This is a genomic window from Cellulomonas humilata, from assembly GCF_030814415.1.
Lineage (GTDB): Bacteria > Actinomycetota > Actinomycetes > Actinomycetales > Cellulomonadaceae > Cellulomonas > Cellulomonas humilata_A.
Map to the genome: position 1 here is coordinate 584,498 of NZ_JAUSVB010000003.1, position 13,285 is coordinate 597,782.

Annotated in this window: 15 protein-coding genes; 13 read left to right on the forward strand and 2 right to left on the reverse strand. The window is 71.4% G+C overall.

Features of this window, described 5'->3' with window-relative positions:
• The first annotated feature begins 45 nt into the window (after positions 1-45).
• The 10 genes from ftsZ (at position 46) to dnaE (ending at position 10,154) form a co-directional block, all read left to right on the forward strand.
• A complete protein-coding gene (gene ftsZ / locus J2X26_RS13735) occupies positions 46-1,308 on the forward strand; it encodes a cell division protein FtsZ (protein ID WP_307493066.1) in 1,263 nt (420 codons plus the stop codon).
• Between the two features lie 7 nt (positions 1,309-1,315).
• Positions 1,316-2,092, forward strand: coding sequence for a peptidoglycan editing factor PgeF (gene pgeF, locus J2X26_RS13740; RefSeq protein WP_307493068.1), 777 nt, complete (start codon positions 1,316-1,318; stop codon positions 2,090-2,092).
• Positions 2,093-2,234: 142 nt separating this feature from the next.
• On the forward strand, positions 2,235-2,729 hold the full coding sequence (locus tag J2X26_RS13745) for a cell division protein SepF (RefSeq protein WP_146926146.1): 495 nt from the start codon (positions 2,235-2,237) through the stop codon (positions 2,727-2,729).
• Between the two features lie 3 nt (positions 2,730-2,732).
• Entirely contained in the window at positions 2,733-3,017 is a 285-nt protein-coding gene (locus J2X26_RS13750; protein WP_307493069.1) for a YggT family protein, read from the forward strand.
• A 129-nt stretch (positions 3,018-3,146) separates the two neighbouring features.
• Positions 3,147-3,830, forward strand: a complete 684-nt coding sequence (locus tag J2X26_RS13755) for a DivIVA domain-containing protein (protein ID WP_307493071.1) — start codon at positions 3,147-3,149, stop codon at positions 3,828-3,830.
• A gap of 170 nt (positions 3,831-4,000) precedes the next feature.
• Complete coding sequence (locus tag J2X26_RS13760; protein WP_307493073.1) at positions 4,001-4,462, forward strand: TraR/DksA family transcriptional regulator; 462 nt, start codon at positions 4,001-4,003, stop codon at positions 4,460-4,462.
• Positions 4,463-4,482: 20 nt separating this feature from the next.
• Positions 4,483-5,121, forward strand: coding sequence for a signal peptidase II (locus J2X26_RS13765; RefSeq protein WP_307493074.1), 639 nt, complete (start codon positions 4,483-4,485; stop codon positions 5,119-5,121).
• Positions 5,114-6,052: an RluA family pseudouridine synthase gene (locus J2X26_RS13770; protein WP_307493076.1), complete on the forward strand. Its 939-nt coding sequence runs from the start codon at positions 5,114-5,116 to the stop codon at positions 6,050-6,052. Before J2X26_RS13765 ends, J2X26_RS13770 begins: the two co-directional genes overlap by 8 nt.
• On the forward strand, positions 6,049-6,531 hold the full coding sequence (locus tag J2X26_RS13775; protein ID WP_307493078.1) for a GNAT family N-acetyltransferase: 483 nt from the start codon (positions 6,049-6,051) through the stop codon (positions 6,529-6,531). The genes J2X26_RS13770 and J2X26_RS13775 overlap by 4 nt, the downstream gene beginning before the upstream one ends.
• An 83-nt stretch (positions 6,532-6,614) precedes the next feature.
• Complete coding sequence (dnaE, locus tag J2X26_RS13780) at positions 6,615-10,154, forward strand: DNA polymerase III subunit alpha (protein ID WP_307493080.1); 3,540 nt, start codon at positions 6,615-6,617, stop codon at positions 10,152-10,154.
• Here dnaE and J2X26_RS13785 read toward each other — a convergent pair.
• A complete protein-coding gene (locus J2X26_RS13785) occupies positions 10,135-10,701 on the reverse strand; it encodes a peroxiredoxin (RefSeq protein ID WP_307493082.1) in 567 nt (188 codons plus the stop codon). The two genes, dnaE and J2X26_RS13785, sit on opposite strands and share 20 nt — an antisense overlap.
• A gap of 65 nt (positions 10,702-10,766) precedes the next feature.
• Between J2X26_RS13785 and J2X26_RS13790 the strand changes: the two genes are divergently transcribed.
• Positions 10,767-11,099: an ArsR/SmtB family transcription factor gene (locus J2X26_RS13790; protein ID WP_307493084.1), complete on the forward strand. Its 333-nt coding sequence runs from the start codon at positions 10,767-10,769 to the stop codon at positions 11,097-11,099.
• On the forward strand, positions 11,089-11,586 hold the full coding sequence (locus tag J2X26_RS13795) for an SRPBCC family protein (protein WP_307493086.1): 498 nt from the start codon (positions 11,089-11,091) through the stop codon (positions 11,584-11,586). The genes J2X26_RS13790 and J2X26_RS13795 overlap by 11 nt, the downstream gene beginning before the upstream one ends.
• Positions 11,587-11,590: 4 nt before the next feature.
• Here J2X26_RS13795 and J2X26_RS13800 read toward each other — a convergent pair whose 3' ends face one another.
• On the reverse strand, positions 11,591-11,809 hold the full coding sequence (locus tag J2X26_RS13800) for an RNA-binding S4 domain-containing protein (protein WP_307493088.1): 219 nt from the start codon (positions 11,807-11,809) through the stop codon (positions 11,591-11,593).
• A gap of 99 nt (positions 11,810-11,908) precedes the next feature.
• On the opposite strand from J2X26_RS13800, the gene hisD reads away from it, so the two are divergent.
• A complete protein-coding gene (gene hisD, locus J2X26_RS13805; RefSeq protein ID WP_307493090.1) occupies positions 11,909-13,231 on the forward strand; it encodes a histidinol dehydrogenase in 1,323 nt (440 codons plus the stop codon).
• Positions 13,232-13,285 lie beyond the last annotated feature (54 nt).

Sequence of the window (13,285 nt, forward strand, 5' to 3'; positions counted from 1 at the left end):
CCCGTGGCCCCGGCCGCGACCGGCACAGAACGAGAGGCACCCACCGTGGCAGCTCCGCAGAACTACCTGGCGGTCATCAAGGTCGTCGGCATCGGCGGCGGCGGCGTCAACGCCGTGAACCGCATGATCGAGGTCGGCCTCAAGGGTGTCGAGTTCATCGCCGTCAACACCGACGCCCAGGCCCTGCTCATGTCGGACGCGGACGTCAAGCTCGACGTCGGCCGTGAGCTCACCCGGGGTCTCGGCGCCGGCGCCGACCCCGAGGTCGGCAAGAAGGCCGCCGAGGACCACAAGGACGAGATCGAGGACGTCCTGCGGGGCGCCGACATGGTCTTCGTCACCGCGGGCGAGGGTGGTGGCACCGGCACCGGTGGCGCGCCGGTCGTCGCGCGGATCGCGCGCTCGCTCGGCGCCCTGACCATCGGTGTGGTCACGCGGCCGTTCACGTTCGAGGGACGCCGCCGCTCGGTGCAGGCCGACTCGGGCATCGAGGCGCTGCGCGCCGAGGTCGACACGCTCATCGTCATCCCGAACGACCGGCTGCTGCAGATCTCCGACCGCTCCGTCTCGGTGCTCGACGCGTTCCACTCGGCCGACCAGGTGCTGCTGTCGGGTGTCCAGGGCATCACGGACCTGATCACCACGCCGGGCCTCATCAACCTCGACTTCGCCGACGTGAAGTCGGTCATGCAGGGTGCCGGCTCGGCCCTCATGGGCATCGGCTTCGCCCGCGGCGACGACCGCGCGGTGCAGGCGGCGGAGATGGCGATCTCGTCGCCGCTGCTCGAGGCCAGCATCGACGGCGCCCACGGGGTGCTGCTGTCCATCCAGGGCGGCTCCGACCTCGGCCTCTTCGAGATCAACGAGGCGGCGCGACTGGTCCAGGAGGCCGCGCACCCCGAGGCCAACATCATCTTCGGCGCGGTCATCGACGACGCCCTCGGCGACGAGGTGCGGGTGACGGTGATCGCCGCCGGCTTCGACTCGGGCTCGCCGACGGTCCGCCGCGACGCGCGCGCGCTGGGTCAGGTCAGTGGCAACTCCGCCCGGCAGGTGCCGTCGGTCGCCCCGCGCGTCCCCACGCCGCGTCCGGTGCTCGACCCGGAGGAGCAGCTGGTGCCCGTCGGCGCGTACAGCACCCAGAACCACGCCGCCCCGACGCAGCCCGACGTCCCGGCCTTCCTGTCCACCGACGCCGAGCCGACGCCCATCACCGGCGCGCTGGAGGTGCCCCGGATCTTCACCGAGGACGCTCCCCGTCGTGACCGTGACCGCGACGAGCTGGACGTGCCCGACTTCCTCAAGTAGCCGGGCCGTGAGCGCTGCGCAGCCCGGGTCGGCCGTCCCGCCCGTCGTCGAGGTCGACCTGGGGGCGGGCGTCCGCGCGGGGTTCAGCACGCGGGCCGGCGGGGTGAGCCGCCCTCCGTACGACGCGCTGAACCTCGGCTACGCGGTCGGCGACGACCCGTCGGCCGTGGACCGCAACCGGGCGGGGCTCGAGCGCTGGGCCGGCGCACCGGTGGCGTACGCGACGCAGGTGCACGGCTCCCGGGTCGTGGTCCTGTCGGAGCCGCCCGCGAACGGGTCCACGTCCGTGGGCGAGGCCGACGCGCTGGTGTCCGTGTCGCCCCGGGTCGCGGTCGCGGTGCTCGTGGCCGACTGCGTCCCGGTCCTGCTGGCCGACCCCGAGGCGGGCGTCGTGGCCGCCGTGCACGCCGGCCGCCGCGGACTCGTCGCGGGAGTGGTCGAGGCGGCCGTCGCGGTGATGGTCGAGCAGGGCGCGTCCGTCCAGCGGATGCGCGCCGCCATCGGACCGGCGATCGCCGGACAGTCCTACGAGGTGCCCGCCGAGCTGCAGGACGAGGTCGCGTCCGTGATCCCGCAGACGCGGGCGACGACGTCGTGGGGGACGCCGGCGCTGGACCTGCCCGCCGGGGTCGCCGCGGTGCTGGAGGGCGCAGGGGTCGAGCTCGTCACCCACCTGGCGAGGGACACCTGGACGGACCCAACGCTGTTCTCGTTCCGACGCTCGCAGCGCACGGGCCGGTTCGCCGGTGTCGTCCGGCCTGTCGAGCAGGGCAATCGGAGGTGAACGACGAGGTTGTCGGGCGTGTCGCGAGGCGGCCGGAACGGGGGCGTTGCTAGCGTGACCGGCAGAGGGAGCCCACCGTCGCCGGCTGGACCGGCACGGGCTCCGGGATGGTCCGGAGAGATCCGGGGAGGGAGCCAACGCGATGGCCGGAGCGCTGCGCAAGACGATGCTGTACCTCGGCCTGGCCGACGACCGGTCGGAGCACGAGGAGTACCTCGAGGAGTTCGACGACCAGGAGGTCGCGGTGCCGCAGGAGTACGAGGCCCAGGTCACGCCGCTGCACCGGCCGACGCGCACCACCCTGCCCACGCAGGCCGCGCCGCAGGCCGCCCCCGTCGCCGGTGAGCTGCGCCGGATCACGACGATCCACCCTCGGTCCTACAACGACGCCCGCAAGATCGGTGAGGCGTTCCGCGAGGGCACCCCCGTGATCATGAACCTCACGGACATGGACGACGCGGACGCCAAGCGTCTCGTCGACTTCTCTGCGGGCCTGATCTTCGGGCTGCACGGCGCGATCGAGCGGGTGACGAGCAAGGTGTTCCTGCTCTCGCCGGCCCACGTCGAGGTCGCCGGTGAGGCCGCCGGACCCGTCGCCGAGCCGCCGACACGCGCGGGCTTCTACAACCAGAGCTGACGCGTGCAACTCGTCGCAGCCCTGCTGTTCTACGTCGTCCTCGTCTTCTTCATCCTGCTGCTGATCCGGCTGGTGCTGGACTGGGTGCAGTTCTTCGCGCGGGACTGGCACCCGTCGGGGATCGCGCTCGTGATCGCCGAGGCGACGTACACGGTGACCGATCCACCGCTCAAGGCGTTGCGGCGGGTCCTGCCCCCGCTGGCCATCGGGTCCGTCCGTCTGGACCTGGCTTTCCTGGTGCTGGTGCTGGCCTGCTCGATCCTGATGAGCATCCTCAGCAGCATCTGATCCGACCCACCGCGCGTCTTGACGCGTGTCGTGGGGACGTGCGCGCGCCGCATTCTCCGCTACCGTGGCCCGAGGCGGTCGGTGGACTGCCGCCGGCCCGACCGAGCACTACCGACTGAGGTGATGACGATGGCTCTGCTGACCGCAGACGAGGTCTTGAACAAGAAGTTCCAGGCCACGAAGTTCCGCGAGGGCTACGACCAGGACGAGGTCGACGACTTCCTGGACGAGGTCGTCAACACGCTGCGCGACCTGCAGGGTGAGAACGACGACCTGAAGACGAAGCTCGCCGCGGCCGAGCGCCGCATCGCCGAGCTGAGCAGGGCGGGCGCCCAGCAGGCCGCGCCGGCCCCGAAGCCGGAGCCCACGCCCGAGCCCGTCCCGGCACCCGCCCCAGTGATCGCCGCGCCGGTCGCCCAGCAGGCGCCGATCGTCGCGCCGGTGCAGAGCGGACCGCGCACCAGCGAGCCGGAGTCGGCCACCGGGATGCTCGCCCTGGCCCAGAAGCTGCACGACGACTACGTGCGCAGCGGCCAGGAGGAGTCGGACCGTCTGGTCGGCGAGGCCAAGAGCCAGGCCAACCGCATCGTCCGTGAGGCCGAGGAGACGTCGCAGCGCACGCTCGGCCAGCTGGAGCAGGAGCGGTCGCTCCTCGAGCGCAAGATCGACGAGCTGCGGGTGTTCGAGCGCGACTACCGCACGCGTCTGAAGAGCTACCTGGAGAACCTGCTCGGCGACCTGGACAACCGGGGCAACGCGTTGCCGCCGCGCTCGGGTCAGCCGCAGACGGTCGGAGACGGCCAGAACCTCTGACGAGCACCGACGCTCCGGCGACCACCCGCCGGGGGACACTCGCCTGCATCACCACAGGTCAGGTCGACACTTTTACACCGCCACGCCGGGTTTCACCCGGCGTGGCGTGTTGTGTCCCTGACTGCCGCCCGCATACAGTCGCGTGACTTCGAGGCAAGGGGGGCCCGCTCGTGGCCATCAACGACGCGCTCAGCGCGGTTGACGTCAGTACTGACATCAAGGACCTGAGCAAGCTGGTCAAGCAGTTCCCGGTGCGGGACGGCGAGAAGCCGTGGACCGCGCGGGAGGTCAAGGACATCGCGGAAGAGCTCACCAGCGACATCGACCGACTCACGAGCGAGCTCGCGGCAGCCGACGCCGAGCTGTCGGACCTGCTGCGCAACTCGGGCGACGGGGCAGGGGACGACCAGGCGGACTCCGGTTCGTCGGCGCTCGAGCGCGAGCAGGAGCTCACGCTCGTGAACAACACGCGGGACCTGCTCGCGCAGACCACCCGTGCCCTCGCGCGCATCTCCGTCGGCACGTTCGCCACCTGCGAGTCGTGCGGCAAGGCCGTCGGCAAGGCGCGCGTCCAGGCGTTCCCGCGCGCGACCCTCTGCGTGGAGTGCAAGCAGCGCGAGGAGCGTCGCTGACGCGCACGTAGACTCCTGCGGTGCCCACCACCACGGACGACCAGCCTGACGCGCCTCCGAGCACTCGTCGGCGTGCCCTGCTGATCGCGCTCTTCTCGATCTCCGCCGTCGTGCTGGTCCTCGACCAGGTGTCGAAGGCGTGGGCGATCAGCTCGCTGGTCGAGGGTGAGCGCCACGACCTGCTGGGGAGCCTGCTCGGGCTGCAGCTCGTCTTCAACCCGGGCGCGGCGCTGTCCATCGCCACCGGGATGACGTGGGTGCTGACCATCGTCGCGGCCGTCGTCATCGTGGTCGTCGTCCGGGCCAGCCGCCGGATCGGGTCCTGGGCCTGGGCGGTCGCGCTCGGCCTGCTGCTGGGCGGCGCGCTCGGCAACCTGGTCGACCGGCTGGTCCGCGAGCCCGGTCTCGCGCGCGGCGAGGTGATCGACTTCATCGCGTACGCGAACTGGTTCGTCGGCAACATCGCGGACATCGCGATCGTCTCCGCGGCCGTCCTCGTCGTGGTCCTGGCCGGGCTGGGTATCCACATCGACGGGACGCGTGACGGTCACGGCGAGGCCGAGCCCGACACCGAGGTCGAGGGTGACCAGCTCGACGATGCCGCCCTCGACGAGCAGCAGGGCGAGACCTCCACGACGACCACCGAGCAGAATGCCTGACACGCGCGCGATGCCCGTGCCGGACGGGCTCGTCGGCGAGCGGGTCGACGCGGCGCTGGCGCGGCTGCTGGGGCTGTCCCGCACGCGGGCGGCGGAGATCGCCGAGGCCGGGGGCGTGCAGCTCGACGGCAAGGAGCTCGGCAAGTCCGACCGGTTGTCCGCGGGCGGCTGGCTCGAGGTCCAGATCCCGGACGTCGTCCCCGCGGAGAGCATCGAGATCGTCGCCGAGCCGGTGCCCGGCATGCGGATCGTGTACGACGACGACGACCTGGTGGTCATCGACAAGCCCGTCGGTGTCGCGGCGCACCCGTCGCCCGGCTGGTCCGGTCCGACCGTCGTCGGCGCGCTCATGGCCGTCGGCTACCGGATCTCCACGTCGGGGGCGGCGGAGCGGCAGGGGATCGTGCACCGCCTGGACGCGGGGACGTCCGGCCTGATGGTCGTCGCCAAGTCCGAGCACGCCTACACGGTGCTCAAGCGGGCGTTCAAGGAGCGCACGGTCGAGAAGGTCTACCACGCGCTCGTGCAGGGCCACCCGGAGCCGACGACGGGCACCATCGACGCCCCCATCGGCCGGCACCCCAGCTCGGACTGGAAGTTCGCGGTGGTCGCGGACGGCAAGCCGTCGATCACGCACTACGAGGTGCTCGAGATGCTGCCCGCGGCCTCCCTGGTCGAGGTGCACCTGGAGACCGGTCGCACGCACCAGATCCGCGTGCACTTCGCGGCGACGCGACACCCCTGCGTCGGCGACCTCATGTACGGCGCGGACCCGGCTCTCGCCGCGCGCGTGGGGCTGACGCGGCAGTGGCTGCACGCCATGCGGCTCGGCTTCCACCACCCGAGCACGGGGGAGTGGCTGGAGCTGACCAGCGAGTACCCGGAGGACCTGTCGCGGTCGCTGGCGGTGCTGCAGGACGGGTACGCGTGAGCGTGCGCGTCGTCCGGGTCGAGACGCCCGAGCAGCGCGCGGCGATGACGTCGATCCGGATGGCCGTGTTCGTGCACGAGCAGAACGTGGTAGCGGAGAACGAGATGGACGCGCTCGACGACGACCCGGCGACCCTGCACGTCCTCGCGGTCGGCGACGACGGCTCGGCGCTGGGAACCGCCCGCCTCCTGCCGCCCCACCACGCGGGTGAGCCTGCGCACATCGGACGGGTCGCGGTCGACGGCGCGGCGCGCGGGCTGGGCGTCGGCGCGCTGCTGATGGCCGCGCTCGAGGACGAGGCGCTGGAGCGGTTCGGGGACGTGACGGACGGTGTCCGGAGCGTGTCCGTCGAGCTCAGCGCGCAGGAGCAGGCGCTGGGCTTCTACGCCCGGCTGGGCTACGTCGCGCGGCCCGAGCGGTACCTCGACGAGGCCATCTGGCACCGCGACGCGGTGAAGGTCGTCACTGCTCCGGCCTAGGCGCGCCGCGACACGCCGGGCACCTCGCCGACACAGCCGGTCGGCGCCCAGGAGTGTCGGCGCCGCGACGTAGGATCGCCCGCATGGCATCAGCTGGGGGCTCCGACTTCGTCCACCTCCACGTGCACACCGAGTACTCGATGCTCGACGGCGCGGCTCGCCTGGACGACCTCTTCACCGAGGCCAACCGGCTCGGTCAGACGGCCGTCGCCATCACCGACCACGGGTACCTGTTCGGGGCGTTCGACTTCTGGCAGAAGGCCAAGAACCACGGGATCAAGCCGATCATCGGCGTCGAGGCGTACGTCACGCCGGGCACCAGCCGGTTCGACCAGAACCGGGTGCGGTGGGGCGAGGCGCACCAGGCGTCCGACGACGTCTCGGCGCGCGGCGCGTACACGCACATGACCCTGCTGGCGAAGTCCACCAAGGGGATGCACAACCTCTTCCGGATGTCGTCGCTGGCGTCGCTCGAGGGCCAGATGGGCAAGTGGCCGCGCATGGACCGCGACCTGCTCAGCACGTACAGCGACGGGCTCATCGCGACCACCGGCTGCCCGTCGGGCGAGGTGCAGACCCGCATCCGGCTGGGCCAGTTCGACGAGGCCGTGCGGGCCGCCGGCGAGATGCAGGACCTGTTCGGCAAGGAGAACTACTACGTCGAGCTGATGGACCACGGGCTCGAGATCGAGACGCGGGTCATCAAGGACCTGCGGCGCCTGGCCGAGTCGATCGGCGCTCCCGTCGTCGCGACGAACGACCTGCACTACACCAAGCACGAGGACAGCCACGCGCACGAGGTGCTGCTGTGCGTCCAGTCGGGCTCGACCCTGGCCGACCCCGACCGGTTCAAGTTCGACACCGACCAGTTCTACCTGAAGTCCGCGGAGGAGATGCGGCGCACCTGGGCGGAGATCCCGGAGGCGTGCGACAACACCGTCCTCATCGCGGAGCAGTGCGAGGTGGAGTTCAACACCGACGCCAACTTCATGCCGAACTTCCCCGTGCCGGTGGGGGAGAGCGAGGACTCCTGGTTCATCAAGGAGGTCGAGACCGGTCTGCAGAAGCGGTACCACGGGGAGATCCCGTCGGACGTCCGCACGCAGGCGGAGTACGAGACGGGCGTCATCACCCAGCTCGGGTTCTCGGGCTACTTCCTCGTGGTCGCCGACTTCATCAACTGGGCCAAGGACCAGGGCATCCGCGTGGGTCCCGGCCGCGGGTCCGCGGCCGGCTCGATGGCGTCGTACGCGATGGGCATCACGGAGCTGGACCCGCTGGAGCACGGCCTGATCTTCGAGCGGTTCCTCAACCCGGAGCGCGTGTCCTGGCCCGACGTCGACGTCGACTTCGACGAGCGTCGGCGCGGCGAGGTCATCCGGTACGTGACGGACAAGTACGGCGAGGACCGCGTCGCCCAGATCGTCACCTACGGCACCATCAAGGCCAAGCAGGCCCTCAAGGATGCCTCCCGCGTCCTGGGCTTCCCGTTCGCGATGGGGGAGAAGCTCACCAAGGCGATGCCGCCGGCCGTGATGGGCAAGGACATCACGCTGTCGGGCATCTACAACCCGCAGGACCCGCGCTACGCGGAGGCCGACGAGTTCCGCCAGGTGGTGCAGGCCGACCCCGAGGCGCAGCGCGTGCTGGAGACCGCCAAGGGGCTGGAGAACCTCAAGCGGCAGTGGGGTGTGCACGCGGCCGGCGTCATCATGTCGAGCGAGCCGCTGGTGGACATCGTCCCGATCATGCGGCGCCCGCAGGACGGCGCGATCATCACGCAGTTCGACCAGCCGGGGTCCGAGGCCCTGGGCCTGATCAAGATGGACTTCCTCGGCCTGCGCAACCTCACGATCCTCGACGACGCCCTCGAGAACATCGAGATGAACGGCAAGCCGGCCATCAAGATCGAAGAGGTGCCGCTCGACGACCCGGCGACGTACGAGCTCCTCGGTCGCGGCGACACCCTGGGCGTGTTCCAGCTCGACGGCGGGCCCATGCGGTCGCTGCTGCGCCAGATGCGCCCGGACAACTTCGAGGACATCTCGGCCGTCATCGCGCTGTACCGGCCGGGCCCGATGGGGATGAACTCCCACATCAACTACGCGCTGCGCAAGAACGGCCTGCAGAAGGTGGAACCCATCCACCCCGAGCTGGAGGCGCCGCTCGAGGAGGTCGTGGGCATCACCCACGGCCTGATCGTCTACCAGGAGCAGGTGCAGCGCGCCGCGCAGAAGCTGGCCGGCTACACGCTCGGCCAGGCCGACCTGCTGCGCCGCGCGATGGGCAAGAAGAAGAAGGAGGTCCTGGACAAGGAGTTCGTCCCGTTCCAGGCCGGCATGCGCGAGCGCGGCTACTCGGACGCCTCCATCCAGGCCGTCTGGGACGTGCTGGTGCCGTTCGCCGGGTACGCCTTCAACAAGGCCCACTCGGCCGCCTACGGGGTCATCTCCTACTGGACCGCCTACCTCAAGGCGAACTACCCGACCGAGTACATGGCCGGTCTGCTCACCAGCGTGCGCGACGACAAGGACAAGTCGGCGCTGTACCTGGGCGAGTGCCGGCACATGGGCATCACGGTGCTCGCACCGGACGTCAACTCGTCGTCGGCGAACTTCACGGCCGTCGGCAAGGACATCCGGTTCGGTCTGACCGCCATCCGCAACGTCGGCGCCAACGTGGTCGACGCGATCGTGCGGGCGCGCGAGGAGAAGGGCGCGTTCACGTCCTTCACCGACTTCCTCGACAAGGTGCCGGCGGTCGTCTGCAACAAGCGGACCATCGAGTCGCTGATCAAGGCCGGGGCGTTCGACTCGCTCGGTCATGCGCGGCGCGCGCTGCTGCTGGTGCACGAGCAGGCGGTCGACTCGGTGATCGGCGTCAAGCGCAAGGAGGCGGAGGGGCAGTTCGACCTGTTCGCCGACCTCATGGGCGGGGACGACGGCGCGCAGGGCTTCGCGGTGGTCGTGCCGGACCTGCCGGACTGGGACAAGAAGCAGCGACTCGCGTTCGAGCGGGAGATGCTCGGCCTGTACGTGTCGGACCACCCGCTGTCCGGGCTGGAGCACGTGCTCGCCGCCGCGGCGGACGTGTCGATCGCGACGCTGTTGCAGGACGAGCAGCGCCCGGACGGGTCGACGGTGGTCATCGCCGGCCTCATCACCTCGCTCCAGCGCAAGATGTCGAAGCAGGGCAACCCGTGGGCCGCGGTCACCATCGAGGACATGGAGGCCTCGGTCGAGATCATGTTCTTCGGCGAGACCTACCTGGCCTACTCCACCGCGCTCGCCGAGGACGCGGTCGTGGTGATCCGCGGGCGCGTGCGGCGGCGCGACGAGACCATGCAGCTGCAGGCCATGGAGGTGTCGCTGCCGGACGTGTCCCAGGCGGCGGACGCGCCGGTCGTGGTCTCGATGGCGGTCTCCCGGTGCACGCCGCCGGTGGTGGAGCGGCTCCGTGAGGTGCTCTCCACGCACCCGGGCGTGACGGAGGTCCACCTGCGGCTCACCAGTCCGGGTCGCGCGACCGTGATGCGGCTCGACCACGGGCTGCGCGTGGAGCGGTCGCCGTCCCTGTTCGGCGACCTGAAGGCGCTCCTCGGGCCTAGCTGCCTGGCGTCCTGACCAGCCACGCGAGCACCTCGGCCGCGTGCTGGTCGGGCGGGAAGACGGGGTAGAAGACCTTCTCGACGACGCCGTTCCGGACCACCATCGTCAGGCGTCGCAGCAGGGTGCGGCCGGCGACCTCGAACGTCGGCAGACCCATCGCGCGCGTGAGCTCGAAGGCCCCGTCGCTGAGCATGGGGAACGGCAGGTGCAGGCGGTCGACCGCCTCGCGCTGGTAAGGCGTGTCCTGGGTCGACAGGCCGTACACCGTGGACGCACCGGCGGCGAGCAGGTCGGCGTGGTGGTCGCGGAACGCGCACGCCTCGGCGGTGCAGCCGCGTGCGCCGGGGATGGTGTCCCAGTCGTCGGGCAGGTCCGTGCCCGGCCGGCCGGTGAGCGGGTAGGCGTAGACGATCGTGCGCCCGGAGCCGAGCCGGTCCAGCGCGACGACGGAGCCGTCGGTCGCGGGCAGCGAGATCGCGGGGAGCGGTGTGCCCGCCAGGTGGTCGGCCGCACCGTCGTCGGCGGGTGCGGGGAGGTCGTCGGGAAGTCGCGTGAGGTCCACGACCCCGAGGGTAGCGGGCGCATATACCACTTGCGTTATATAACCCATGGTGGAAGTATGAGTGCATGCAGGTGATGGATGCGCTGGGGGACCCGGTCCGGAGGCGGCTGGTCGAGCTGCTCGCCGACGGCGAACGCAGCGCCGGTCAGCTGGCGACCGCTGTCGGGGCCGAGTTCGGCATCAGCCAGCCGGCCGCGTCGCGCCACCTGCGGGTGCTGCGGGAGGCGGGCGTCGTGGACTCGGTGCCGCAGGGTGCGGTGCGGCTGTACTCGGTCCGTCCCGAGGCGTTCGACGAGGTCGAGGTCTGGGCGCGCCGCATCCGCCGGTTCTGGGTCGGGCACCTGGACGCGTTGGAGACCGAGATCGCCCGCGGGCGGAGGAGCCGAGATGACGACTGACGTGTGGGGCGTGCTGGTACCGACCCCGAACGGCGTGACGGTCCGCTTCGAGCGGCGGTACGCGACGACGCCGGAGGACCTGTGGTCGTCCGTGACCGAGCCCGCCCGGCTCGCCCGCTGGCTGGGGCCGGTGTACGGCGACCTGGTCGTTGGCGGCAGGTACGAGTTTCGGATGGGCGACGACGTCGCCGGGTCACCGCAGAACGCGGTCGGTGACGTCCTCGAGTGCGACGCACCGCGCCGGCTGGCGATCCGGTGGCAGTTCCCCGGGGAGCCCGAGAGCCGGGTGACCGTCGACATCCGCGCGGACGGCGACGGTGCGGTCCTCGTGCTCGAGCACCTGGACCTGGAGGAGGCAGCGGCCCGCGGCTACGGCGGCGGCTGGCACGCATCCCTCGACCAGCTCGACGACCACGTCGCCGGACGCCCGGTCCGGGCGTGGGACGACCTGTTCGCGGCGGCCCTGCCGCGCTACCGGTCGGCGTGACCGGTCAGCCGACCGTGGCCTCCTTGTAGCCCGTCGGCAGGTCCACCTCGACCACGTCGCCCTTGACCAGCTGACGACCGCGGCGGGCCTCGTCCTCACCGTTCACGGTGACCGCCCCGTCCTCGAGCAGCGCGCGGGCGTGCGCCCCGGAGTCGGCGAGGTCGGCCAGCTTGAGGAACTGGCCGAGGCGGATCGAGTCGTCGGAGATCGGGACCTGGGTCATGGGAGCAGTCTGCCTCCCTCCGGGACTGTGGTGCAGCGCACGGTTCGCCCACTGGTCGTGGTCAGGCCGCCTGCAGGTCTCCGTCCTATGCTCGGGAACGTGATCACCCGCATCGACCTGCGCGGTCGCACCCTGTCGCGTCGTGAGCTCCTGGAGGAACTCCCTCGTGCGGAGGTCGACGTCGAGCACGCCGCCGAGATCGTCGCGCCCCTCCTGGCTGCCGTCCGCACGCGCGGTGCCGCGGAGCTGCGCGACCTCGCCGAGCGGTTCGACGGGGTCCGTCCGGAGTACCTGCGCGTCCCCGCGGACGTGATCGCCGCCGCCGTCCGGGTGCTCGACCCGGAGGTCCGGTCAGCGCTCGAGGAGACCATCCGGCGCGTCCGGCAGGTGCACGGTGCTCAGCGGCCCGCCGACTTCACCGTCGAGCTCGGCCCCGGTGCGCAGGTGCGCCAGCGGTGGGTGCCCGTCCGTCGCGTCGGCCTCTACGTCCCGGGCGGGCTGGCGGTCTACCCGTCGTCGGTCATCATGAACGTCGTCGCCGCGCAGGCGGCCGGCGTCGGGTCGCTGGCCGTGGCGTCGCCCCCGCAGAAGGACCAGGACGGCCTGCCCGACCCGGTGGTGCTGGCCACGTGCGCGCTCCTCGACATCGACGAGGTGTACGCCGTCGGCGGCGCCCAGGCGATCGGGATGTTCGCCTACGGTGCTGCCGGCAGCGACGACGTGGACGGCGAGACGCTCTGCGAGCCGGTCGACGTCGTCACCGGTCCGGGCAACGTCTACGTCGCGGCGGCCAAGCGGCTGGTCCGCGGGATCGTCGGCATCGACGCCGAGGCGGGACCGACCGAGATCGCGATACTGGCCGACGGCACGGCGGACCCCAACCACGTCGCCGCCGACCTCGTCTCCCAGGCCGAGCACGACCCCCTCGCCGCCGCCGTCCTGGTGACGCCGTCGGTCGAGCTGGCGGGCGCGGTCGAGGCCAAGCTCATCGACCGGGTGGACGCCACGATGCACCGGAGTCGCGTGACGATCGCGCTGCGCGGCGAGCAGTCCGCCATCGTGCTCGTCGACGACCTGGAGCAGGGACTCGAGGTGGTCAACGCGTACGGAGCGGAGCACCTGGAGATCCAGACGGTCGACGCGGCCGCGCTGGCCGAGCGCGTGACCAGCGCCGGCGCGATCTTCGTCGGCGCCTACTCGCCGGTCTCGCTCGGCGACTACATGGCCGGGTCCAACCACGTGCTCCCGACGGGTGGCTGCGCGCACTTCGCCAGCGGCCTCGGGGTGCACTCGTTCCTGCGCGCCGTGCAGGTGATCGAGTACGACGCCGACGCGCTCGCGGAGGTGGCGGACAAGGTCGTCGCGCTCGCGGACGCCGAAGGACTCCCCGCGCACGGCGAGGCGGTGCGGGCCAGATTCTGAACCACCACGTGCGCACACCCTGCGACCGCGCCGACGCGCGAGCCTGCGACCTAC